The 23,542-nt window shown below is 68.5% G+C and carries 24 protein-coding genes; 13 read left to right on the top strand and 11 right to left on the bottom strand.

Features of this window, described 5'->3' with window-relative positions; all coding sequences use genetic code 11:
* Positions 1-65: 65 nt before the first annotated feature.
* Positions 66-2,582 carry a tRNA(Met) cytidine acetyltransferase TmcA gene (gene tmcA / locus NGM07_RS03175; protein WP_253516934.1) on the top strand — a complete coding sequence of 839 codons (2,517 nt, stop codon included), beginning with the start codon at positions 66-68 and terminating at the stop codon, positions 2,580-2,582.
* A gap of 24 nt (positions 2,583-2,606) precedes the next feature.
* On the opposite strand, the gene NGM07_RS03170 is transcribed toward tmcA, so the two are convergent.
* Together NGM07_RS03170 and ddfA are read right to left on the bottom strand one after the other, a co-directional pair.
* Positions 2,607-2,897 (bottom strand): HalOD1 output domain-containing protein, encoded by a 291-nt coding sequence (locus tag NGM07_RS03170; RefSeq protein ID WP_253516903.1) that lies wholly within the window; start codon positions 2,895-2,897, stop codon positions 2,607-2,609.
* 112 nt (positions 2,898-3,009) lie between these two features.
* On the bottom strand, positions 3,010-3,294 hold the full coding sequence (gene ddfA / locus NGM07_RS03165; protein ID WP_253516900.1) for a DdfA family disk-determining factor: 285 nt from the start codon (positions 3,292-3,294) through the stop codon (positions 3,010-3,012).
* Between the two features lie 209 nt (positions 3,295-3,503).
* Between ddfA and NGM07_RS03160 the strand changes: the two genes are divergently transcribed.
* Entirely contained in the window at positions 3,504-3,665 is a 162-nt protein-coding gene (locus tag NGM07_RS03160) for a DUF8014 family protein (RefSeq protein ID WP_253516898.1), read from the top strand.
* A gap of 93 nt (positions 3,666-3,758) precedes the next feature.
* The gene (locus tag NGM07_RS03155) at positions 3,759-4,682 is read left to right on the top strand and encodes an alpha/beta fold hydrolase (RefSeq protein ID WP_253516895.1); all 924 of its coding nucleotides are present in this window, start codon (positions 3,759-3,761) and stop codon (positions 4,680-4,682) included.
* Positions 4,683-4,713: 31 nt separating this feature from the next.
* On the opposite strand, the gene NGM07_RS03150 is transcribed toward NGM07_RS03155, so the two are convergent.
* Complete coding sequence (locus tag NGM07_RS03150; RefSeq protein ID WP_253516892.1) at positions 4,714-5,205, bottom strand: hypothetical protein; 492 nt, start codon at positions 5,203-5,205, stop codon at positions 4,714-4,716.
* A 60-nt stretch (positions 5,206-5,265) separates the two neighbouring features.
* Positions 5,266-6,987 carry a glutamate--tRNA ligase gene (locus NGM07_RS03145; RefSeq protein ID WP_253516889.1) on the bottom strand — a complete coding sequence of 574 codons (1,722 nt, stop codon included), beginning with the start codon at positions 6,985-6,987 and terminating at the stop codon, positions 5,266-5,268.
* A gap of 122 nt (positions 6,988-7,109) precedes the next feature.
* Here NGM07_RS03145 and NGM07_RS03140 point away from each other — a divergent pair, with 122 nt between their 5' ends.
* Positions 7,110-9,095 (top strand): bacterio-opsin activator domain-containing protein, encoded by a 1,986-nt coding sequence (locus NGM07_RS03140; protein WP_253516886.1) that lies wholly within the window; start codon positions 7,110-7,112, stop codon positions 9,093-9,095.
* Positions 9,096-9,355: 260 nt separating this feature from the next.
* Positions 9,356-9,760, top strand: coding sequence for a DUF7344 domain-containing protein (locus NGM07_RS03135; RefSeq protein WP_253516883.1), 405 nt, complete (start codon positions 9,356-9,358; stop codon positions 9,758-9,760).
* Positions 9,761-9,884: 124 nt separating this feature from the next.
* Here NGM07_RS03135 and idsA3 read toward each other — a convergent pair whose 3' ends face one another.
* Together idsA3 and NGM07_RS03125 are read right to left on the bottom strand one after the other, a co-directional pair.
* On the bottom strand, positions 9,885-10,940 hold the full coding sequence (gene idsA3 / locus NGM07_RS03130; RefSeq protein WP_253516880.1) for a geranylfarnesyl diphosphate synthase: 1,056 nt from the start codon (positions 10,938-10,940) through the stop codon (positions 9,885-9,887).
* A gap of 1 nt (position 10,941) precedes the next feature.
* Positions 10,942-12,294 (bottom strand): ribonuclease J, encoded by a 1,353-nt coding sequence (locus tag NGM07_RS03125; protein WP_253516878.1) that lies wholly within the window; start codon positions 12,292-12,294, stop codon positions 10,942-10,944.
* Positions 12,295-12,647: 353 nt separating this feature from the next.
* On the opposite strand from NGM07_RS03125, the gene cyaB reads away from it, so the two are divergent.
* The 5 genes from cyaB to NGM07_RS03100 all read left to right on the top strand — a co-directional run bounded on the left by cyaB (position 12,648) and on the right by NGM07_RS03100 (position 17,150).
* Positions 12,648-13,244 (top strand): class IV adenylate cyclase, encoded by a 597-nt coding sequence (gene cyaB, locus NGM07_RS03120; RefSeq protein WP_253516874.1) that lies wholly within the window; start codon positions 12,648-12,650, stop codon positions 13,242-13,244.
* Positions 13,245-13,355: 111 nt separating this feature from the next.
* Positions 13,356-14,567 carry a methionine adenosyltransferase gene (locus NGM07_RS03115; RefSeq protein ID WP_253516867.1) on the top strand — a complete coding sequence of 404 codons (1,212 nt, stop codon included), beginning with the start codon at positions 13,356-13,358 and terminating at the stop codon, positions 14,565-14,567.
* Positions 14,568-14,786: 219 nt separating this feature from the next.
* On the top strand, positions 14,787-15,983 hold the full coding sequence (locus NGM07_RS03110) for a tRNA sulfurtransferase (RefSeq protein ID WP_253516864.1): 1,197 nt from the start codon (positions 14,787-14,789) through the stop codon (positions 15,981-15,983).
* Between the two features lie 73 nt (positions 15,984-16,056).
* Entirely contained in the window at positions 16,057-16,626 is a 570-nt protein-coding gene (locus NGM07_RS03105; protein ID WP_253516862.1) for a CHRD domain-containing protein, read from the top strand.
* A gap of 50 nt (positions 16,627-16,676) precedes the next feature.
* Positions 16,677-17,150 carry a DUF5804 family protein gene (locus tag NGM07_RS03100; RefSeq protein WP_253516859.1) on the top strand — a complete coding sequence of 158 codons (474 nt, stop codon included), beginning with the start codon at positions 16,677-16,679 and terminating at the stop codon, positions 17,148-17,150.
* A gap of 85 nt (positions 17,151-17,235) precedes the next feature.
* On the opposite strand, the gene NGM07_RS03095 is transcribed toward NGM07_RS03100, so the two are convergent.
* Positions 17,236-17,553: a hypothetical protein gene (locus NGM07_RS03095; protein WP_253516856.1), complete on the bottom strand. Its 318-nt coding sequence runs from the start codon at positions 17,551-17,553 to the stop codon at positions 17,236-17,238.
* A 124-nt stretch (positions 17,554-17,677) separates the two neighbouring features.
* Between NGM07_RS03095 and NGM07_RS03090 the strand changes: the two genes are divergently transcribed.
* Together NGM07_RS03090 and NGM07_RS03085 are read left to right on the top strand one after the other, a co-directional pair.
* A complete protein-coding gene (locus tag NGM07_RS03090) occupies positions 17,678-18,523 on the top strand; it encodes an alpha/beta fold hydrolase (RefSeq protein WP_253516853.1) in 846 nt (281 codons plus the stop codon).
* 101 nt (positions 18,524-18,624) lie between these two features.
* Positions 18,625-19,410 carry a cupredoxin domain-containing protein gene (locus tag NGM07_RS03085; protein ID WP_253516851.1) on the top strand — a complete coding sequence of 262 codons (786 nt, stop codon included), beginning with the start codon at positions 18,625-18,627 and terminating at the stop codon, positions 19,408-19,410.
* 83 nt (positions 19,411-19,493) lie between these two features.
* Here the strand turns inward: NGM07_RS03085 and NGM07_RS03080 are convergent, their stop codons facing one another.
* Positions 19,494-20,471 carry a PLP-dependent cysteine synthase family protein gene (locus NGM07_RS03080; protein WP_253516848.1) on the bottom strand — a complete coding sequence of 326 codons (978 nt, stop codon included), beginning with the start codon at positions 20,469-20,471 and terminating at the stop codon, positions 19,494-19,496.
* 171 nt (positions 20,472-20,642) lie between these two features.
* On the opposite strand from NGM07_RS03080, the gene NGM07_RS03075 reads away from it, so the two are divergent.
* Positions 20,643-21,020, top strand: coding sequence for a thioredoxin domain-containing protein (locus NGM07_RS03075; RefSeq protein ID WP_253516846.1), 378 nt, complete (start codon positions 20,643-20,645; stop codon positions 21,018-21,020).
* A 201-nt stretch (positions 21,021-21,221) separates the two neighbouring features.
* On the opposite strand, the gene NGM07_RS03070 is transcribed toward NGM07_RS03075, so the two are convergent.
* From NGM07_RS03070 to NGM07_RS03060, 3 genes are read right to left on the bottom strand one after another with little or no spacing between them, the layout of a single operon-like run.
* Positions 21,222-21,989 carry an ABC transporter permease gene (locus NGM07_RS03070; protein ID WP_253516843.1) on the bottom strand — a complete coding sequence of 256 codons (768 nt, stop codon included), beginning with the start codon at positions 21,987-21,989 and terminating at the stop codon, positions 21,222-21,224.
* Positions 21,986-22,747: a hypothetical protein gene (locus NGM07_RS03065; RefSeq protein ID WP_253516840.1), complete on the bottom strand. Its 762-nt coding sequence runs from the start codon at positions 22,745-22,747 to the stop codon at positions 21,986-21,988. The genes NGM07_RS03070 and NGM07_RS03065 overlap by 4 nt, the downstream gene beginning before the upstream one ends.
* A complete protein-coding gene (locus NGM07_RS03060; RefSeq protein ID WP_253516838.1) occupies positions 22,734-23,519 on the bottom strand; it encodes an ABC transporter ATP-binding protein in 786 nt (261 codons plus the stop codon). Before NGM07_RS03060 ends, NGM07_RS03065 begins: the two co-directional genes overlap by 14 nt.
* Positions 23,520-23,542 lie beyond the last annotated feature (23 nt).

Genomic DNA, 23,542 nt, shown 5'->3' with positions numbered 1-23,542 from the left:
GGTTGCATCGGAGAAGTCACGCAGGAGTCGCAACACCCATACCCGCCTCGGAACAACCCTCGGCCATGACGACACGTTCGCTCGCGCGGGTCGCGTCGGCCCTCCGCGAGGAGGCCCGGGCCGCGAACGAGCGGCGCCTGCTGGTCCTCGCCGGCGAGCGCGACGCCTGCTACGGGGCGGCCGACGCGGCGCTCGACGCCGCCGAAATCGACCGCGAGGCTACCACGCTCGTCGGGACGGGACGGCTCGGCTGCGAGCGGGTCGGTCCGAAGCACGCCGCCGAACTCCTCGGGACGACCCGCGAGTGCGTGGTGCTCGACGCCCACGCCGACTTCCGGCCCAACGCGGTCGGCCGGGTCGTCGGCGCGGTCGACGGCGGCGGCCTGTTCGTCCTCCTGGTCCCGTCGCTTGCGGAGTTCCCCGAGCGACGGACCGCCTTCGACCGGACGCTGGCGGTGCCGCCCGCCGACCTCGACGACGTGACCGGGCGCTTCCGGGCGCGGTTCGTCGAGACGCTTCGCGAACATCCCGGCGTCGCTATCGCCGAGGTACGTCCCTCGGGCGATACCGACGAGTTCACCGCCCGAATCGAGCGCGACGGACTGACCCACCCCGCGCCGCGACTGGCGACCGAACCGCCGGAATCGCCCGCCGACCACGGGTTCCCCGACGCCGCCTACGACGCCTGTCTCACCGCCGACCAGATGTCGGTCGTGCGGGCGCTCGAAGCGCTCCGGGCGAGCGACGAGCGCGGGACAGACGAAAAACGCGCCGTGGTCGCCGAGGCCGACCGCGGGCGGGGGAAGTCCTCGGCCGCCGGCATCGCCGCTGGCGCGCTCACGGCGGAGGGCGCCGACGTGCTGGTGACCGCGCCCGAGTACCGGAGCGCCCGCGAGGTGTTCGTCCGGGCGGCCGCGCTCCTCGAATCGCTGGGGCGGGAGTTCGAAACCGACCGCGACCCGCCGCGCGAGATTCGGGTTTCCGGACCTCGACGCAACGACGCGGATTCGGCCGCCCGCGGCGGCCGAATCCGCTACGCCAAGCCGACCGCGGCCGCCGAGGCGGTCGACGGGTCGGTCGCCGCGAGTGCGAATGCGAGCACGGGCGTGGGGGACGCTTCCTCGCCGGACGCCCCCGACGTAGTCCTGGTCGACGAGGCCGCGGCGCTCTCGGTCGGCCTGCTCGAACGGTTCCTCGCGGCCGACCGCGTCGCGTTCGCGACCACGGTCCACGGCTACGAAGGCGCGGGCCGCGGGTTCTCGGTGCGGTTCCGCGACCGCCTCGCCGAGAGCGGCCACGAGGTGACCGAAACTCGTCTCGACGAACCCATACGCTACGCCGCGGGCGACCCCGTCGAGGTGTGGGCCTTCCGGGCCCTGCTCCTCGACGCCCGTCCCCCCGTCGAGGCCGCGATTCGCGACGCCGACCCCGAAACCGCGACGTACCGGGCGCTCTCCCCCGAGGCGTTGCTGGCCGACGAAACCCGCCTCCGGGAGGCGTTCGGCCTGCTCGTGCTCGCCCACTACCGGACCGAACCCGACGACCTCGCGCGCCTGCTCGACGCGCCGAACCTCGAAGTCCGGGCGCTGGTCGACGACGGTGGCGACGGCGACTCACCCGACAGCGGCGGACACGTCGTCGCCGTCGCGCTGTTGGCCCACGAGGGGAACCTCTCCGAGGAACTCCGCCGGGAAACCTACGACGGCGGCCGCATCCGGGGCAACATGCTCCCGGACGTGCTCGTCTCCCAGCTCCGCGACGAGGCGGCCGGCGTCCCCGCCGGCCTGCGGGTGATGCGCATCGCGGTCCACCACGCAGTGCGCTCGCGGGGACTCGGCTCGCGACTGCTCGCCGAGATCCGCGCGGAGTTCGAAGACGACCTCGACTGGCTCGGCACCGGGTTCGGAGCGACGCCCGACCTCCTGCGGTTCTGGCACCGGAACGGCTACCGGTCGGTCCAGCTATCGACCACGCGCAACGAAGCCAGCGGCGAGTACTCCGCGCTCATGCTCGACCCCCTGAGCGAGGCGGGCCGGGACCTGCGCGAGCGCCACGCCGAGTGGTTCGCCTCCCGGGTCGTTTCGATGCTCACCGACCCGCTCGACGACGCCAACCCCGACGTGGTCCGGGCGCTCCTCCGGACGGTGGACGCGCCGGTCGCCCTCGACCTCTCGGCGTGGGACTGGCGGGCGGTCGCCGCCAGCGCCTACGGCCCGGGGCTGTTCGACGCCACGCCCCGGCCCTTCCGGCGGGTCGTGCTGAAGCACTTCGTGGACCCGGTCGGGTCGGCCGAATCCGAGGAAACGCCGGCCAGCGAATCCGAAGAGACGCCAGTTGCCGAGTCCGACGCCGCGGCGTCGGACTCGGCGGCCGCGACGGACCCGAGGGACGCGCTCTCGGCCCGCGAGGAGCGTTTGCTCGTCCGGAAGGTGTTGCAGGCCCGCGAGTGGCGGGAGGTGGCTGACGAACTCGGATTCCACTCGCCGGGCCAGTGCATGCGGGCGCTCGGCGACGCGCTGAAGCCGCTGGTTGACCGCTACGGCGACGAAGCGGCCGCGGCCGAGAAGCGCCGCTACGAGTGAGTTTCCTCCGATTGTCCTCTCGAACTACTCCGAACCCGCGACCAGCACCACGCCGTCGTCGGTGACGAGGACCTCCCGGTCGCCGTATCGAAACGCGACGTGACCGCCGGTTCGGCGGTTCGACTCCGCAGCGCCGTCGAAGAGTTGGTTCAGGGCGTTCACGTTCACGTAGTCGCCGAGCGGTTCGAGGTCGGTCGGGTCCTGGTCGCTCGCGTTTCCCACGGCGGTGGCGATGGCGCAACTCAACGGCTCCTCGTCCGAAACGTCGTACCTCCGGTCTACCCTCTCGGAGAGCGCGATTTCCGGGTCCCTCATTTGTGGACGATTGTTCATCCACCTCCCTCGTCGCTCGGGCTTATCGGTCAGGGGTTTCAGTTAGGGGGTCGAAATCGCCCGGGGAAAGGGCGCCGAGTCGCTCGGCGTGGCGTCACTCCTCGACGTAGATTCGACCCGCGGTCGTGGCGGTGACCCTGTACCCGCAGTAGTCGAAGGTGACGTAGCTCTCGGCGGTGGACCGGTTGCTCCGCCAAGAAGGAAACAGCGCGTCGAGCGCGTCGGGGTCGACGCTGTCGTGTAACGGCGGGAGTTCTGTGGGTTTGCAGTCGCGGATACTGGCGACGGCCCGGACGACTCCGACGTCTACCGGTTCCCCGTCGCCGACATCGTACGTGAACGTCGAGTCGTCGTCGAGGAAGTCGCCGTCCTCGCCCATACGGGACGTAGACGTTCCGACGCCGTCAGTTGCGGGCCTGATTATGTCTGCTGTTTAAGTGACTCGAACGAATCCGAGAATTCCGGACTTCGTTCGACTTCTTACCCATGTTTCGGAGCCTCGGATTGGACCTGAACGGACCCGACAAAACTCGACCGACCTTGGACTGCGGCCGACAGTATTTGTCGGGTCGTCCCGTACGGTCGGCCATGGAGTGCGCCGAGGAGGGCTGTTCGGCCGTCGCCGCCGTCAGACTCCACGTCCCGTGGGCCGACAATCGCGATGTGTGCCCCGCCCACGCCCGGACGCTCGCCCGGCGGGACGGCGTGGTGGCCGATCCGCTGGAGGACGCCGACGCCGAGTGGCCCTGACGGCGGTGAGACGGACCGAGCGCGGGGCGGTCGGCGACCACGCGAGTCTTTATTCGCGTCCGTCTCGAACCCGGGGGGAGTGGGGGAATACAGTTGAACGACAACCAGACGAGCGAGAGAGCGTCGCAAACGCGGGACGGGCCGGGTGGCGCGCCCGACTGGATAGACCGCGAGAAGTACCCGTTCGAGTCCAGGTACGTCGACCTCGAACCCGGGCGCGTCCACTACGTCGACGAGGGAGAGGGTCGTCCGCTGCTCATGCTCCACGGCAATCCGACGTGGTCGTTCGTCTACCGACACCTGATACGCGGCCTCTCGGACGACTACCGGTGTATCGCACCCGACTTCCTGGGGTTCGGCCTCTCGGACAAACCTCGGCTCTGGTCGTACCGACCGGCCGACCACGCGAGGGTGGTCGAACGGTTCGTCGAGGAACTCGGCCTCGAGGACCTGACGCTGTTCGCCCAGGACTGGGGCGGCCCGACGGGGATGGACTACGCCACGAAGCACCCCGAGAACGTCCGGTCGTTCGTCGTGATGAACACCGCGATGTGGCCGCTCGACGACGCGATGCACGTCCGGTTGTTCAGCGGCCTGGCGGGCAGTCGGCCCGCGCGGCACCTCGACCGGCGCTACAATCTCATCGTCGACCGGGTGATGCCGCTGGGCTTCGGCGACCGGTCGCGGCTGACGCCCGAGATACACCGCCACTACCGCGAACCGCTCCGGGACCCCGACGACAGGACCGGGGCGTGGGTGTTCCCCAGGGAACTCGTGGGTTCGACGTCGTGGCTCGCCGACCTCTGGGACCGCCGGCGTCGGGTCGCGGGCAAACCGGCCCTGCTCTGCTGGGGGATGAAGCGCCCGCTGTTCGGGCGGGAGGCGCTCGGACGGTGGCAGGCGCTGTTCCCGGACGCGGAGACGGTCGAGTTCCCCGAGGCAGGACACTTCGTCCAGGAAGAGCGGGGTCCCGAGATGGTTCCCGAGGTAGAGGCGTTCCTGAGCGGGCAGGAGTAGCGGCGTCAGGACGGGGTCGCTCCGACCGTGGTCACGCCGAGTCGGCGCAGTGCTCGCCGGCGTCGTTCCAGTGGCCGATTCCCGGCGAGAGTCGCCCGTCCCGAATCGCGAACCGGACGCTGTAGCACGACGAGAGCGATTTCCCCCTCGTCGAGTACCTGACGCCGCTCGTTCGGTCGTCGAGTTGGACGAATACGGTGAACCGCTCGGTGGACTTGGCGATTTCCGGCGGGTCGACCGTCGCCCCGTCGACCACCGTCCCGACCGAGGCGTTCTGGCGCTTGCTCCCGATTCGTCGGGTGGTCCAGAAGACCACGCTGTCGTTTCGCACGACCAGGACGCTGACGGTGTGGGAGGCGTTATCGTAGTTGTCGACGCGAACGTCCCGCAGGACCGGACTTCCGGACGACGCCGACGCGTCGGCGTCGTCCGGGGGCGCGAACGCGGAACAGCCGGCGAGGACGGCGAGCGCGGCGAGGAGAGCGAGGACGAGGGGACCCGGCCGGGCGATTCGCGCGGACATCGTCGCCGACTCCTCGCGTCGGCGACGAGTATTTTTCGCTTTCCGAACCCGGAACCGAAATTACTCGTGGGCGAAGTAGGCCACGCTCTCGTCGTCCTCGTGACGGTCCACCCGCGCGAAGCCGACGCGCTCGAACTGGACCATCGTGTCCGGGTCGAGGTCGGCGAAGCCGGGTTCGGCGTAGCCCATCACGTCGCCGCCGACCGTCCGCATCCGGGTGAGGACGGCGGTGTCGGCGGGCACCCACTGGACCACGTCGACGCCCTCCTCGCGGACCGCGGCGATGTCGTCGCCGACGTATTCGAGTTCGTCGTCCTCTCTGCGGAAACAGCCGTATCCCTTGAGCCAGACACGCTCGCCCTCCGGTGGGACGTCGTCGTCTTCGAGGCGGACGCGGTTGCCCGCGTCGATGTCGCGGGTGCCGCGGTCCTCGTGTTCGGGGTGGAGCGGCGGGTGACCGGACTCGGGGGCGTCGCCGGTGACGGTGAAGTCCTCGTGAGGTTCGCGCACGAGGAAGTACCGGTTGGCCTCGTCGTCGATCAGTTCGCGGTTGTTCGAGTAGACCGAACTCATCGCCAGGTCGACGTTGCTGGTCGAGGTGCCGAGTTCGACCATCGCGTCGACGATGGCCTCCCCGCGGATGCCCCGGCGCTGGACGCTCGGCAGGGTGGGCGCTCGCGGGTCGTCCCAGCCGTCGAGGTCGCCCGCCTCGATGAGTTCGCGGATGGTCGAGGTCGACATCTTCACGTCGTACTCGTCGACCTGGACGTGGCCCCAGTGGATGACCTCGGGGTACTCCCAGCCGAAGTAGTCGTAGACGAACTGCTGGCGCTTCGCCGAGTCCTGGAGGTCGATGCCGCGGATGATGTGGGTGACGCCGGTGAGGTGGTCGTCGACGCCCGACTGGAAGTCGAGCATCGGCCAGCACCGGTAGTCCTCGGCCTCCTCGCGGGGATGGGGCGTGTCGATGATGCGAAAGCCCACCCAGTCGCGCAGGGCGGGGTTCTTGTGCTCGATGTCGGTCTTGACCCGGAGCACCATCTCGCCCGACTCGTACTCGCCGTCGATCATGGCCTCGAACTCCGCCATCGTGGTTTCGGGGTCCTTGTCGCGGTGCGGGCAGGCCTCCCCGGAGTTCTTCAGTTCGGAGAACGCCTCGCCGGAACACGAGCAGGTGTAGGCTCCTCCCTTCTCGACGAGGTCCCGGGCGTGGTCGTAGTAGACATCGAGGCGGTCGCTGGCCCGGAGCACCTCGGCGGGTTCGAAGCCGAGGTACTCGACCTCCTCCAGAATCTCGTCGTAGGCCCACAGCAGGGGTCGCTTCGTCTCGGGGTCGGTGTCGTCGAACCGGACGATGAACTCGCCGTCGTACTCCTCGGCGTAGGTGCCGATGACCGCGGGCATTCGGGCGTGGCCCATGTGCCACGGCCCGTTGGGGTTGGGCGCACAGCGCATCCGAATCTCGTCGTACTCCTCGGCGTTCGGCAGGTCGGGCAGCACCGTGTCGTCCTCCTCGTCCTCGCTCTCGAGTTCCTCGACCCACTCGGGGTCGAGTTCGATCAGTCGCTCGCGGCGCTCCTCGACGTCGAGGTCGTTGACCCGCGCGACGACCGGCCCGATGATGCCCGGGATCTCGTCGCCGTGCTGGCGGAAGTTGGGGTTCTCGCCCATCAGCGGCCCCATCACCGCGCCCACGTCGGCGTCGCTCTCGTGTTTGACCGCGTTCACGAGGGCGTGAATCTCGGCCTCCGTCTCGATTCGCTCGCGCAGTTGGTCGTCCATTACCGGGTCGTTCGGCGCTCCTCGGGAAAACTAAACCGGATTCGCTCGGCGGGGTGCCCGGTTCGTCCGACGAGACGACCGAGAGAATTACGTGCGTTCGTGCGAATAACTCGTCCGAGAACGTGCACAGCCACACCGCCGACACCACCTCGGTTCGGGTCCTCTACGTCGACGACTCCCCGCCGTCGGCGCTGGCCAACCACCACGGCTTCGCGGTCGAGACGGTTCGAACCGCGGCGGCCGCGCGCGAGTACCTCGACGCGGTCGACCGGTCGGTCGACTGCGTCGTCAGCGAGTACGCGCTCGCCGACTCCGACGGCATCGCGCTGCTGGAATCGGTGCGGGAGGACCACCCGAACCTCCCGTTCGTCGTCTACACGAGCGAGGGGAACGAGGAGGTCGCGAGCGAGGCCGTCAGGCGCGGCGTCGACGACTACCTCACCAAGGGGGCCGACGACGAGGAGTTCCGCCGGCGAGTCTCCCGGGTCGCCGCGACCGCCAGCGTCGAAACCGAGGCGGGACTGCCCGGCGAGCAGATGCGCGAACTGACCAACGCGTTCCCGGACCCGGCGTTCATCATCGACGAAACCGGCCGCTACCTGGAGGTGCTGTCGGGTCCCGGAACCGACGACCTCGAGACGGTCGGACAGGAGCAGTTGGTCGGCCGGACCCTCCACGACGCGTTCGACGACGACCAGGCCGACGAGTTCCTCGCCCTCCTCCGGCGGACGCTCGCGACCGGCCGCGTCGAGACGATGGAGTATCAACTGGAGACGGAGTCCGGTTCGCGGTGGTTCGAGAGTCGGACCGCGCCGCTGAGCGAACCGATAGACGGCCGCGGTGCCGTGGTCTGGGTCGCCCGCGACGTGACCGAGCGCCGCGAGAACGAGCGCGAACTCGCGGCGAGCCACGAGCAACTGGAGACGCTCAACCGCGTCAACGGACTCGTCAACGACATCCTCCAGTCGCTCGTCGAGTCAGCCACCCGCGAGGAGATAGAGCGGACGGTCTGTGAGGGGCTGGCCAACTCCGAGTTCTACAACTTCGCGTGGGCCGGCACGCCGTGGTCCGACGAGGAGGGACTCCGCGTCGACGCCGTCGCCGGCGTCGAGCGCGAGCGCTTCGAGCACATCGTCGACGTGACCACCGACAAGGACGGCGCGAACGAGTCCATCGACCGCGTCATCCGCACGAACGAGTCGCTGGTCATCTCCGACGTGCGGACGTGTTCGTTCCTCTCCGAACACGAGCGCGAGCTACTGGTCGACGTGGGGATGGTTTCGGCGGTGGTGGTCCCGCTCACGTACGGCCAGACGAACTACGGCGTGCTCGGCGTCAGCGGGATGCGCCCCGACGCCTTCGACGGCCGCGAGCGCGTCGCGCTGGAGACGCTCGGGGAGATCGTCGCGTTCGCCATCAACGCGGTGAAGAACCGCCAACTGCTGTTCTCCGACACGTCGATAGAGCTGGAGTTTCGCGACGAGGGAGCCGAGACGCTCACCAGGACGGTGAGTGAGGAACTGGAGTGTCGGCTCGAACTCGACGGCACCGTCCCGGTTTCGGAGGACCGACTGCTCCACTACATCTCCATCGAAGGGGCTCCGCCGGAGGCGATGGTGAGCCTCGTCGGCGACGACCCCGACATCGAGGAACACCGCGTGGTCGAGAGCGACGGCGATTCGGGACTCATCGAAGTGGTGTTCGCCGACTCCGGGGTCAACCGGCTGGTCGACCTCGGTACCATCGTCGAAACCGCGGTCGTCGACGAGGGCGTGACCCGAATCGTCGCGAAAGCGCCGCCCGACGCCGACGTCCGGGCCATCGTGGAGAACTTCCGGGCGGCGTACCCCACCGCGGAACTGGTCGGCAAGCGCGTGGTCGAGAGCCTCGACCGAACCGCGCAGGACTACGACCGGTCGATGACCGAGGAGTTGACCGAGAAGCAACAGACCGCGCTCCGGGCGGCGTACTACGCCGGCTACTACGGCTACCCGCGCGGGAGCACGGCCGAGGAGATCGCCGACTCGCTCGACATCAGTTCGCCGACGCTCCACCAGCACCTGCGGGCCGCCCAGCGCAAACTCCTCGGCACGCTGTTCGACCGGTGAGCTCCGCACTCGGACGACCCGCGACGCGGGTCGTCCGAGCGCGGTGACGGTCACGAGTCTGTCACCGCGGTCCGAACCGGCCGCGCCGGGCGCCGACCCTTTATGCCCGCCTGGGAACAACGAACGAAAGTGCCGTCGACGCGACCGCTGAGACGCTTGTTATTGGTAGCATGACACTCTCTACCGAGGGTACCTAGCTATTAAGGTATAGGTTTGTTGACCCTGGTAGCGAAAAAAGACGATGGAGGTCACCGGCAACAATGAGCGACGATCCGGTCCGAAAGGGTTCGAGCGAGGGGCGACACGCCCTCCAATGCGGTAGAGCCGTGACTACCCCCTCGTTCGACGTGCTGTTCGACCTCCTCTCCGAGAAGCGACGGCGCTACGCGCTGTACGCGCTCACGAGCGCCGAAGACGGTCTCGCCGACGTCGAGACGCTGGCGGACAAGGTGGCGATGATGGAGGCCCAGGCCGACGATGCGAAACTGACCGAGGCCTTCCACGCCGACGTCGCGGACTCGCTCCGCGAAACCCACCTTCCGCGGATCGCCGCGGCCGACATCGTCGACTACGACGAACGGAGCGGTACCGTCCGCTACTGGCGACAGCCGACGCTAGAGGAGTACCTCGAACACACCCACTACAAGGAACTGTCCGACGTATAGCCCCGCTGACGCTCTTTCTTTTCGTAAATCGACCGACGACGCCTCGCGACGCGAAGCGTCGCCGATCGCGAGAAAACGCCGCTTCATCAAGGAACGCCGCGGCGAAGATTCGGCCGGCAGTCGTTCAGTGGCCGCGCTCGACGAGGTAGTCGGCGATGCCTTCGAGGAGGTCCCGGGCCTGGTTGTCCGGCAGCACTGTCAGGCGGTCCTTGCCGCGCGTGACCAGTTCCTGGGCCTTCTCCTTGGCGTAGTCGATGCTCCCGGCCGCTTCGAGCGCCTCCAGGGCCTCCTCGATTTCGGCCTCGGTGACGGCGTCGACGTCGTCGGTTTCGACCAGCGAATCGACGTCCACGCCCTGTTCGCGGGCGTGGAGCGTGATGATGGTCTGTTTGTTCTCGACGAGGTCGCTGCCGCGCTGCTTGCCGAGTTGCTCGCTGGGCACCGTCAGGTCGAGCACGTCGTCCTGAATCTGGAAGGCGCGACCCACATCGATGCCGTACTGGTAGAGCTGTTCGACGGTTTCGTCGTCGGCGCCCAACAGGATGGCCGGGATGGTCGCCGACGCGCCGTACAGCACCGCAGTCTTGTGCTCTATCATCTCGAGGTACTCGTCGGGGAGCACGCCCTCGCGCTCCTCGAAGGCGACGTCGAGCGCCTGACCCTCGCAGATGTTGGTGCAGGTCGTCGCCAGCACGTCCATCGCCTCGACCACGCGGTCGGCGGGGGCCTCGGTTTCGACCATGATCTCGAACGCCTTCGAGTAGAGGGTGTCACCCGCCAGGATGGCCGTCTCGGTGTCGTAGGCCCGGTGGACCGCCGGGACCCCGCGGCGCAGGTCGTCGTCGTCCATGATGTCGTCGTGGATGAGCGTGAACGACTGGATGACCTCGATGCTGACCGCGGCGGCCATCACGTCGACGGCGTTTCCCGAGAGGTCGGGAAATTCGCGATAGTCGGCCGAGTCGAACTCCTCCTCCGCGAGCGCCTCGGCGACGAGCAACAGCACGGTCGGGCGGAGTCGCTTCCCGCCGGCGTCGAGGATGTAGCGCGCGGCCTCGTAGAGCCGTTCGGGTTCGACCACCGGGAGGTCGTCTTCGATGGCGTCGTTGACGAGTTCGCGTCGCTGTTCGACCGCCCCTAACACCCGTTCTTCCAGTGTCTCGGCGCTCGCGTCGGTCATGTTACTCGACGAGTTGGATGAGATTGCCGTTTCGGGTCACGTGCAGATCCCGACCCAGTTGGTAGCCCATGTTCTCACACAGGTCGACGTAGGGCGCGAAGCCCTTCATGTCCTGGTGAGCCGGGATGACGTTCTGGGGCTGGAGCGCGTCGAGCATCTGGTAGTGGCCCTCCTCGCGGAGGTGGCCCGAGACGTGGATGTCGTCGTAGATGCGGGCGCCCTGCATCTTGAGGAGGCGCTCGGACTGGTAGCGCTGGCCCTCGTTGGTCGGCTCCGGAATCACCCGCGCCGAGAAGAGGACCTTGTCGCCGTTGTCGAGTTCGTACGGCGTCTCGCCGCGGCCCATCCGGGTGAGCATCGCGCGGGGTTCGCCCTGATGGCCGGTGACGATGGGCAGGTAGTTCTCCTTGCCCTCCTTCATGATGCGCTTGAAGGTCCGGTCGACCGACTTGCGGTGGCCGAACATCCCCATGTTCTCGGGGAAGTCGACGAAGTTCAGTCGCTCGGCGGTGCCGGAGTACTTCTCCATCGACCGGCCGAGCAACACCGGTTCGCGCCCGATGTCGTGGGCGAACTCGACGAGGCTCTTGACGCGGGCGATGTGGCTGGAGAACGTCGTCGCCACGATGCCGCCGTCGTAGTCCTCGATGGAGGTCATCACGTCCTTGAGGTGGCGCCGAGCCACCGCCTCGCTGGGGGTGCGGCCCTTCCGGCCCGCGTTGGTGCAGTCTTCGATGTACGCCAGGACGCCCTCGCCCTCGCGGCCGATCTCGCGGAACCGCTTCATGTCGATGGGGTCGCCCAGCACGGGCGTGTGGTCCATGCGCTTGTCGAGGCCGTAGACGACCGCGCCCTCGGGCGTGTGGAGCACCGGGTTGATGGCGTCGATGATGGAGTGGGTGACGTTGACGAACTCCAGTTCGACCTGGCCGGAGTCGCCGATGGACATCGTCTCGCCGGGGTCCATCTTTATCAGGTCGTTCTCGACGCCGAACTTCTGCTCGCCCTGTATCTGCTGTTTGACCAGTTCGATGGTGAAGGGCGTGGCGACGACCGGCGCGTTGTACCGGTGGGCCAGTTTCGAGATGGCGCCGATGTGGTCGAGGTGACCGTGAGTCGGGACGATGGCCTGCACGTCGCCTTCGAGGTCGCTCATTACGCGGTCGTCCGGAATCGCCCCCATGTCGATGAGGTCCAGACTGTGCAGTTTCTCGGTCTCGACGTTGTCGTGGAGCAGTACCTTCGAGAGGTTCAGCCCCATGTCGAATATGACAACGTCCTCGCCCGCGCGAACGGCAGTACACTGCCGTCCGACTTCTTCGTAACCGCCGATGGTTGCAATTTCGATTTCCATAGTTTCACCGTATGCAAAGCCACTTCCGTGGCACTGTATGCACGCAAACCTCCTCGCGGCGTCGGACCCCGACCGCGGCGTCTTGCGGCCGTCGGCGGGGGCCGGCGATGGCGAGGCCACGAACCCGCGAGGTATCGGTCTATGCAGGGTTTACGCGTCCGGGTAATAAAAACTGCCGGATGTGCCCGGTGACCGAAAGGACCGCTCGACCCGGCCGCCGTCCCCGAGAAAGCCGGGGTTCGACGCACCCCGCTTACGCGCGGGCGCGGAGTTCATTACGATTACAACGGTCGCCGAACTCGTCGCGAAAGCGCAACCGCGAAAACCCGGGCCGACCAACCCCGCAAACGAACATGTACGAGGTCGAAGTGAAGGTTCCCGCCGACCACGGCGCCGTCCGCGACCGCCTCGCCGACCGCGGCGCCGACCCCGTCGACCGCGTGACCCAGGAGGACACCTACTACGACGCGCCCCACCGCGACTTCGCGGCCTCCGACGAGGCGCTGCGCGTCCGCCGGGAGACGACCGAAGGCGGCGAGCCGACGACCGAACTCACCTACAAGGGGCCGCTGGTCGAAGCCGAGTCGAAGACCCGCCGGGAGATAGAAACCGCGGTCGGCGACGCCGAGGCGACCCGCGACATCCTCGCCGCCCTGGGGTTCGAGGCGGCAGCGACGGTCCGCAAGGAGCGCGAGCGGTTCGCGCTCGACGGCTACGTGGTCACGCTCGACGCAGTAGACGGACTGGGGGAGTTCGTGGAGGTCGAAGTCGACGCCGAGGAAGGGGAGATCGACGCCGCGCGCCGGGGGGCGTTCGCGGTCCTGCGCGACCTCGACCTCGACCCCGACGACCAGGTCCGGACCTCCTATCTCGGACTCCTCCTCGCGGCCGACTCCGGAATCGACGCCGACGCCAGCGATGTCGGCGATAGCGACTCCAAAGGCCCGTAATCGACTCCGCATTGGCAAACGTTGCCACCTCTCGCGATAACCGAAGGTTATCGCGAAGGGGTCCCGTCGTTTCCGCAAGTTATAGAAATACAGCCCCCAGACGAATGACTAATGACCGAGCGGAACATCGAAGTCGAACCCATCGACCGACACGCGGTCGAGGACCAGGAGATCGAGATCGTCGAGCGAAAGGGGGTCGGCCACCCCGACTCGATATGCGACGGCGTCGCCGAGAGCGTCGCGCGGGCGCTGGCTCGCGCGTACCTCGACCGCGTCGGGAAGGTCCTCCACTTCAACACCGACGAGACGCAACTGGTCGCCGGCCGCGCCGACCCGCAGTTCGGCGGCGGCGAGGTCATCGAACCCATCTACATCCTCATCGTCGGCCGCGCCACCAAGGAGTACGAGGGCGTCTCCATCCCGACCGACACCATCGCGCTCGAAGCCGCCCGCGAGTACCTCGCCGAGGAGATTCCCGAACTGGAGTTCGGGACCGACGTGGTGGTCGACGCAAAACTCGGGGAAGGGAGCGGCGACCTGAAGGAGGTCTTCGGCGAGGAGGGCAAGACCGTCCCGAAGGCTAACGACACCAGTTTCGGCGTGGGCCACGCCCCGCTGACCGAAACCGAGCGCATCGTCTACGAGACCGAACGCCGATTGAACACCGAGTTCGCCGAGGACCACCCCGCGCTCGGTCCCGACGTGAAGATCATGGGCAAGCGCGAGGGCGACCGGATAGACATCACCGTCGCGGCCGCCATGATCGACCGGTTCATCGTCGACCGCGACGCCTACGACTCGGAGGTCGAGGCCGTCCGGGAGTTCGTCCGCGGCGTCGCCGAGGAGTACACCGACCGCGAGGTCACCGTCTACGTCAACACCGCCGACGGCGAGGGCGACAGCGAGGCGGACATCTACCTCACGACGACCGGCACCAGCGCCGAGATGGGCGACGACGGCTCTGTCGGCCGGGGCAACCGCTCGAACGGCCTCATCACGCCGAACCGCTCGATGTCGATGGAGGCGAGTTCCGGCAAGAACCCCGTCAACCACATCGGCAAGATCTACAACCTGCTGGGCACCCACATCGCCGAGACGGTCGTCGACGAGGTCGACGGCATCCGCGACCTGCGGGTCCGAATCCTTTCTCAGATCGGCCGCCCCATCGACGAACCCCACGTCGCCGACGTCGCGGTCGTCACCGAGGACGGCGTCCTGCTGTCGGAGATAGAAGACGACATCGTCGCCATCGTCGACCGCGAACTCGCCGACGTGACCTCCATCACCTCGCGCGTCATCGACGGCGAACTCGCGACGTTCTAAGCGGTCTTCTCGGCGCCCGTCCGTTTTCGGCGGTTCGGCTTCGTCGGTCGATTTTTGGAGGCCCGCACTCGGGCTTCGCCCTCGTGCGCGTCTCCCTACTCACTGTTCGCGGGTCGTCGCTTCGCTCCTCCCCGCTCGCTTCTTCGAGACGCGCCTCGCTTTCGCTCGGCGCGTCTCGCAACCGAAGCCCGTTTATCCGCATACCCGCTACTCCCGCCCATGATACCGCCCGAAGCCGACACCGTCCTCGTCCGGCACGCCGACGTGGGCGTCAAGAGCGGCAAGGTGCAGGCCGAGATGGAGCGCCGGCTTCGGCGGAACGTCGAGGCCCTGCTGGAGGACCGGGGAATCGGCGCCGGGGTCGAGCGGCGCTGGTCGCGCATCCTGATCCACGCCGACGCCGACACCGTCGACGAAGCGACCGACGCCGCCGCGGACGCCTTCGGCGTCCGGTCGGCCAGCCCCGCGGTCGTCGTCCCCGCCGAGAAGGAACCCATCGTGGACGCGCTGGCGCGGACCGCCCGCCACCTCCAGTCCCCGGAGTCCGACGCCGAAGTCGGCGACACCTTCGCGGTGCGGGCGCGCCGGGCGGGCACGGCCGACGTTCACCCGTTCACGAGCGAGGACCTCGAACGCGAGGGCGGCGCGGCCGTCTACGACGAACTCGAAGACCCCGAGGTGGACCTCTCGGACCCCGACACGACCTTCTCCGTCGAGTGCCGCGAGTCGGACGCGTTCGTCTTCACCGAGAAGCGCGACGGGCCTGGCGGCCTGCCGCTCGGCACCCAGACGGCGGTCGTCGCGCTGGTCAGCGGCGGCATCGACTCGCCGGTCGCGGCCTGGGAGGTCATGAAACGCGGCGCGCCGGTCGTCCCCGTCTACCTCGAATTGGGCGACTACGGCGGCCCCGACCACGAGGCGCGCGCGATGGAGACGGTCCGCCGACTCGCCGACTACGCGCCGAACTACGAGATGGGCGTCTGGCGGGTGCCGGCCGGCGAGGCGATGGAACGCCTCGCCGACGAGGTCGGTCCCGCGCGGATGCTCGCCTACCGCCGATTCATGTACCGCGTCGCCGAGCACGTCGCCGAGGCGAACGACGCCCACGGCATCGTCACCGGCGAGGCCATCGGCCAGAAGTCCTCCCAGACCGCACGGAACCTCGGGGTGACGAGTCGGGCGACCGACCTCCCTATCCACCGCCCGCTGTTGACGATGGACAAACACGACATCGTCGAGCGCGCTCGGCGAATCGACACCTTCCACGACTCGACGATTCCCGCCGGCTGTAACCGCATCGCGCCCGACTACCCCGAAACGAACGCCACGCTCGAACTGGTCGAACGCGCCGAACCCGACGACCTCTTCGAGTTGGCCCGGGAAGCGGCCGAGAACGCCGAGTTCGTCGAAATCTGACGACGCGACGCCCCGGAGCGCCCCGACCGGCGAAACGGTTATCCCGGTGCTTGTCGCCCCTCTGTTCGGGGGAATGGCGATGAAGTACGTCTCGCGGCGGCGCGTCCTCGCACTGCTCGGAAGCGCCGCGGTCGGGTCGGCGGCGGCCGACCCGACCGCGGCGCGAGAAGCCGAACTTGGCCTTACAGCGGCAGGGGAGTTCGACGGAATCGACCTCGAAGCGCCGGGTGAACTGTTCGTCGCCCGACTCTCGGGGGAGAACCAACTTCCGCCCGTCGAAACCGACGCCGCCGGCGTCGCGGCGTTCCGCGTCGCGCCGGACCTGCGCGAAGTCGAGTACTGGCTGTTCGTCGCGGACATCGAGAACGTCCAGGAGTCGCACGTCCACAAGGGACCGCCGGACCTGAACGGCAACGTCGTCGCCTACCTGTTCGGTCCCGCGGAAGAGCCGGTGACGAAGACCGGACTGCTCGCGTCCGGCGCGCTGACCGACGAGGAGATGATCTGGCCGCTGACCGACGTGTCGGACCTCCGCGAGCAGATGCGGGCGGCGAACGTCTACGTCAACGTCCACACGACCGCCCACCCGACGGGCGAGATTCGGGGGCAGATTGGCCCGCTCGGGGGCCGAGCCGACGGCTGAGAGCGTTCCGAAGCGAAATCGCTTTACGGCGACCGTCCCTTCGTTTCGACGTGACCCGGGTCTGTCTCGTCGGCTCCGAAGAGGTCGAACTCCGGACCGAACTGCTCTCGCGGGAGACCGCCCGCGAGGCGCTCTCGACCTACGAACTCGGCGAGCCGTTCGAAAACTGCCTCGCCGTCGACACCATCAGCCTCGGCTCGGCGGTGGCGCTGTTGAACGACCTGAACTGGTACCTCGTGCGGTTCGTCGACGACGCGCTCGTGTTGGAACCCAGCGTCAGCGAAACCGAGTGGCTCTCCCGAAAGCTCGCCAGAGAGGTGCGCGACGGCGAGATAGCCCCCGAGGAAACCGACGAGTACCTGAAGGTGTACGGTCTGACCGAACCCGACGAGGTCCGGGGCCTCGGCCACCTTGTCGAACCGATGTACCTGACCCGCCGCGACGGCGAGATTCCGGAGTACGACCTCCGGGACGTCGCGGACACCGTCGTCGTGCGCGTGACCGAGTCCGAGTTCGGCGGCTGATTTCCTTCCTACGCTTCTCTGTCGGTCCACCGGGCGAGCGCGCGCCACCCCGTGTGCCGCAGAACGCCGACAGCACCCGGTCGGCTCAGAGTTCCGCTTTCGCCATGTGCTCGGCGAGGTTGTTCACCCGACTCCGGAGCGTCGGGACCCCGTCGTCGGACCGCTCCGACTCGGCGCCCGACCACGCGAAGTAGACCCACGTCCGGTACTCGCCCGGCGCGTGGCGTTTCGGCCGGCGCTTCGACCGGACACCGTCGACCGGCGAGGCCGACAGCGCCCGGTCGGGAATCCCCGTCTCGACCCGGACGAGGCCGCGGAACTGGGCGTCGCCGACGCTCGACCGCTGTATCTCGCAGGTCCGTCCCTTGTACTTCCACCGCTTGGCGGTCTGCCAGACTATCATCGTGGGGGAGACACCGACTACCACGAATCGAGCGAGTACAAGAAGCTTCCGGTGGTCGGAAACTCGTGAGACGCCGTCGGGCGCTCGCCCGTGTAGTCAAGTCGGACGGGCCCGTGGTACGGTTGTGCTCGGAACGGAACGCGAAGTCGAACTCGATGGATTGGCAGTTCGCTATCGCCTCGCCGGGGACCCGGCCGACCCGCCGGTCGTCCTGCTCCACGGCGGCGGACTCGACGCGGCGACCCTCTCGTGGCGCGAGACGATTCCGGCGCTCGCGGACGACTTCGCGGTGTACGCGCTCGACTGGCCGGGGTACGGCGCCAGCGACCCGCCGGAGGAGACGCCCACGATTCGGTACTACGTCTCGGTCCTCCGGCGGTTCCTCGACGCGCTCGAACTCGATTCGGTCCGCCTCGTCGGCATCTCGATGGGCGGCGGCGCGGCGCTGGGGTTCGCGCTCGATTTCCCGGAGCGCGTCGAGCGACTCGTCCTCGTCGCCAGTTACGGCCTCGGCGGGTCCTCGCCCGGCGGGTCGCTGGGCGCGATGTTCGTCCGAATGCCGGTGTTCGCGGGCGGAATCTGGGACTCGATGGCTCACAGCCGCGACCTCACGGAACTCGCACTCCGCAACCTCGTCGCGAACGGGAACCTGACGGACGAACTCGTCGACGACGCGTGGACCGAAGTCCGACGACCGAACGCCGGGAGCGCGTGGACGGCGTTCCAGCGCGCGGAGGTCGGTTTCGACGGCCTCGAGACGAACTACGCCGACCGCCTCGCGGAACTCGCCGTGCCGACGCTGTTCGTCCACGGCGAGGCGGACAGACTCGTGCCCGTCTCGTGGGCGGTGAGTGCCGGCGCGGAGGCGCCCGACGCGGAGGTCGAAGTGCTGGAGAACTGCGGTCACCTGCCGCCCCGGGAGCGTCCCGAGGCGTTCCTCGCTTCGGTCGAGACGTTCCTCGCCGGGTGACGACGCCGAAATCTGCCGTGAGCAGTGGTATCACGGCGGCGGTGCCGGAAATCGGAGTCAGCAATACTAACGTATATCTCGGCCTCCGCGATACTGGCCGCATGTCTCCGAGGACACACGACGGACCCTCCGACCCCGCTTCCGACTCCCCCGTCTCGCGCCGCGCGATGCTGGCCGCCGTCGGCGCGGGGACGGCCGCCTCGCTCGCCGGGTGTACTGGCCGGGCCGACACCCCCGAGAACGAAGACGCGACGACGACCGGCGCAGGGACGACCGGGACCGAGACGACCGAGGCCCAGGGAGTGACGACCGACTCCTCGGCGGCGCTCGACCCGCAGTTCGGATTCGTGGGTCGGTCGGCCGACGCGACCCCGCCCGTCGAACCCGACCACGAGGTCCAACTGCTCATCGGTCCCCGGGAAGGAGCGCCGACGCCGGAGTTCTACTTCGAACCCGCCGGCCTCTTCGTGGAACCCGAAGACGTGGTGCAGTTCACGATGGCGACGCCCGACCACACCGTCACCGCCTACCACCCGCAGTTGGGACGGACCCAGCGCGTCCCCGACGGGGTGCCGGCCGTCTCGTCGCCGGTCCTCGGCGGCGGCACCTACTGGCTCTACCGCTTCGACGCCCCGGGCGTCTACGACCTCTACTGTGCGCCCCACGAGCCGTTCGGGATGGCGTTCCGCGCCGTCGTCGGCGAGGCCACCGGCCCCGGCGCCGAACCGGTTTCGACCGACCCGCCGAAACACGGCGAACCGCGTCCGCCATTCCAGACCGCCGCGACGGTGCTGGCGGACGCGGCGCTCGACCCCGAGGGTATCGTCGACGCCAGAAGCGTCTCGTGGAGCGACCTCGACCCCGAGAGCAAGCGGTTGCAGTCGTAGGTCCGTGAGAAGGACTCAACGTTCGCTTTTTACGACGGGATAGAAGGTTCGGTAGCGAGAGAAAAACGGTCGGTAGCGCGCGCTCAGTCGAACATCCCGGTCGAGAGGTAGCGCTCGCCGCTGTCGGGGAACACCGTCACCACGAGCGGGCAGTCGTCGTAGCCGTCCAGGCTCCCCCCGTCCGAGGCCGCGAGTTTCCCCAACTCGTCGGGCACCTCGGGGCAGTCGAGGTCGGGGCGGGCGAGTCGCTCGGCGACTCGTCGGGCGGCGACCGACGCCGCGCCGCTGGACTGGCCGACGAGGATGCCCTCCTCGCGGGCGAGTCGCCGGGCCTCCGCCTCGGCGTCCTCCAGCGCCACCGTCTCGACGCTGGTGATGAGGTCGGTGTCGAGCAGGTCGCTGACGAAGCCCGGACCCATGCCCTGATAGTCGTCCTCGCCGGCCTCGCCGGTCGAGAGCACCGCGTTTCGCTCGGGTTCGATCGCCACGACCTCCATGTCGGGGAACTCCTCCAGCAGGCGCGCGGCGGTGCCGGTGATGGTGCCGCCGGTGCCGACGCCCGCGACGAACGCGTCGATCTCCCGACCCTCGACCTGTTCGAGGATCTCCTCGGCGGTCGTCCGGTAGTGAGCCTGGGCGTTGGCGGAGTTCTCGAACTGGCCCATCTGGACCGCGCCCGTCTCCGCGGCGAGTTCGTCGGCGCGCTCGCGGGCGTCGGTCATGTCGCCGTCGACGAGTTCGACGTCCGCGCCGTAGGCCTTCAGCAGTTGGCGGCGCTCGGGCGACTTCGAGGCGGGCATCACGATGGTGAGGTCGTACCCCCGCGCGGCGGCGGCCACCGCGAGGCCGATGCCGGTGTTCCCGCTGGTCGGTTCGACCAAGTGGTCGCCGGGTTCGACGGTCCCCTCGCGCTCGGCCGCGGCTATCATCTCCATCGCCGGGCGGTCCTTGGCCGACCCGCCGGGGTTGAACGCCTCGACCTTCGCCGCGACGGTCGCGCCTTCGGGGGAGGAGACCCGGACCAGCGGCGACCCCACGGCGTCGAGGATGGAGTCTTCCATTGGTTCTCGGTATGCAATGCGCGTTTAAACGAATACCGGCCTGCGGCAAAAGGTGTCGCTACCGGGGCGGGTCGGCCGACCGACGTCCGGAAATCGACGCCCCCGTCGTCCCGGCGGGCGAACGTCGCCGGGACCCGCGAGACTTTATCCGTCCGGCGACAAACCCCGCGCATGGAAACGACCGAACCGAGTCCCGAGTGGGACGCCGGCGCGCACAGCGAGACGGTCGAGGTAATCGAGTCGGCCGTCGGCGAGGTCACCTACCGCGTCTGGGGCGCCGACTGGTGCGGCGACTGCCACGACGTGCTGCCCGACTTCTTCGCGGCGCTCGACGCCGCGGGCGTCCCCGACGAGGAGATGAAGGTCTACGAGGTCGACGAGAACAAGGAGGGCGAACTCACCGACGAGTACGACGTGACGCTCATCCCGACCATCGTGGTCGAACGCGAGGAATCCGGCGAGGAGATGTTCCGCTTCGAGGAGAGCGAGGACCAACCGGCCGCCGAATACGTGGCCGCGAAGTTGCTCGAAGCCGACGTGATGGCCTGAGACGGCAGAGAGAATTTTCCTCTGTTCGCATGACGTTTCGGGGAGTGTCCGTCCATTTGTTCTGAACCGCAGGTTCTGTAGCCTACCCGTAGGGGAACAGTGCAACGAGCGTGAGGAGAACCACCTCGAAAGCCCCGTCCGCACGGAAGCTACACCGGTAGTTCTGTCGGTTCTCGACGGACGCTCCGGTTCAGACGCGTCCTACGCCTTCACGGAGCGGTAGAACGCCGCCGCGGCTATCGCGGCGACGATTCCGAGGTATCCTAGTCCCTCCAGGAGCGGGGTCGCGTCGAACCCCGAACCGAAGGCGGCGTCCATCGCGGCGGCGACGGCGTAGTGGGCAGGCAGCCACGCCGCCCGGGCCGACGCGTCCGTCGCGGTCGGGTTCTGGAAGAGGAACACGTCGAGCGTCGGGGCGAACAGCATCGCGTAGACGCCCGCGAGTCGCCCGAGGAGCGTCCCGACCAGCGCGCCGACCAACGCGTAGGTGAGCGCCGCGAGCAGCGTCGCGGCCCCGAACCACGCGAGTCGGTCCGGCGCGGCGGTCCACGACAGGACGCCGAGAGAGACGCCGGTGAGCGCCAGACAGACCCCGGCGAGGACGCCGACCCTGGCGGTCACGACCTCGGTCGGCCGGTAGCCCGCGAGCACGAGACGGGCGTCGGCCTGCCGGGTCGCCTGCATCACGAACAGGCCCGCGATGCCGCCGACGAGCGCACCCGTCAGCGGCGCGGCCAGCGTCGCGTACATCTCGGCCATGCCGACTCGGACCGTCCGGTCGGCGACCGCTATCGGGACCGCGACGTCCGGCGTAACGTAACCGACGACGCCGATGAAGTAGACGGGGAGCACCGCGAGCAACACCACGAGTACGGGCGTGCGGACGTATTCGCGGACGCCCATCGTCAGTGCGGTGGCGACGCGGGAGGCCCTCGGCCGCCGACTCGCCGCGTTCGCGCCGCGATTCATCGGTCCGACCCTCCCGTCGAACTCGTCGCCCCGCCCGCCACGCCTCCGGTCGCCCGCAGGTACGCGACCAGTGCGAGGACGAGTAGCGTGGCGACGTAGACGCCCGTCCAGAGCGCGTGGTCCGCGGACACCGACCCGTCGAGCACCGCCGACCGGAGCAGATGGTGCGGGTGGTAGAGCGGGAAGGCCTTCGCGAGCGCCACGTCGGCGTCGAGCATCCCGCTGGAGAGGAAGTCGTCCACGTCGGCGAGGAAGACGAGGACGAGTGAGCCTTCGAGTTCGCGCGGGACGAGCGAACCCATCAGCACGCCGACCAGGCTGTAGGTCACGCCGGCGGCCGCGAGGACGCCGAAGGCGACGAGCGGTCGCGCCGTCTGGACGCTGGCCGTCAGCGCGACGGCGGCGAGGCCGGCGACCACCGCGACCACCGCGAGGATGGTCACGAGCCTGCTCGCTAGCAGAGTCGGTCGCGAGAAGCCACAGACGAGGAGTCGCCGGTCGGCCTCGCGGGCGCTGATGACCTGGAACAGCCCCAGCAACCCCGCGAGGAACGCGGTGGCGAACAGCGCGCCGCTGATTCGCCCGGTCGTCGCGGCCGTCGCCTCCATGAATGGCATCTGCGGAAACGACGCCATCGCTTGCCCGTACACTTCGATGGCGACCAGCGGGAGCACGACGAGCAGGACGACGTTCAGCGGTTCCCGCAAGAACGACCGCGTTCCCGCCCGCACGCCGGTCGAGAGCTTACGCGCTTCCATCGACTCCCTCCCCGTCCGCCGGGTCCGCCACCGCGACATCCCCACCGTCGTCTCCCACTTGGTCCGCGCGCTGTTCGTACAGTTTCCCGTCGCGGAGTTCGCAGATGCGGTCGAAGCGCTCGCGCTCGTTGATGAGGTGGGAGATGACGCAGATACCGGTGCCGCGCTCGACCAGTTCCTCGGTCAGGTCCCAGAACGAGAGGTACGTCTCCCAGTCGAAGCCGGTGTACGGTTCGTCCAGGAAGAGTACGTCGGGGTCGTGGAGCAGCGAGACGCCGAGGTTCACCTTCTGGCGGTTGCCGCCGCTCAGGTTCTCGACTCGGTAGTCCCGGTAGGACTCGAAGTCGAGTCGGTCGGCGAGGCGGGACGCCGCGCGCTCGATTTCGTCGGGCGGAAGTCCGTACGCCGACCCGAACAGTCGGAACGTCTCGTCCACGGTGAGTCGGTCGTACAGCAACGGGTCCTGCGGGCACCAGCCGACCGTTCCGCGGCGGGTCACGCTCCCCGAATCGGCGTCGAGTGCGCCGACGAGAATCTTCATCAGCGTGGACTTTCCGCTCCCGTTCTCTCCGACGACGCCGACGATCTCGCCCGCCACGAGCGTGAGGTTGGCCCCCGTCAGCACCTCGACCGACCGCCGAAACGGCAGTCGGGAGCCGTAGCGTTTCTCGACACCTGCGGCGCGCAGGACGACGCCGTCCGGCAGTGTCGCGTCGTTCGGGGACGCGGTGTTCGCCTCGGTCTGCCGCCGACGATTTCCTAAATTCTGCATTTACCGAATATTCTGAACACAAC

It is taken from the genome of Halorussus vallis (genome assembly GCF_024138165.1).
Lineage (GTDB): Archaea > Halobacteriota > Halobacteria > Halobacteriales > Haladaptataceae > Halorussus > Halorussus vallis.
This window is presented reverse-complemented; position numbering and strand designations above follow the sequence as displayed.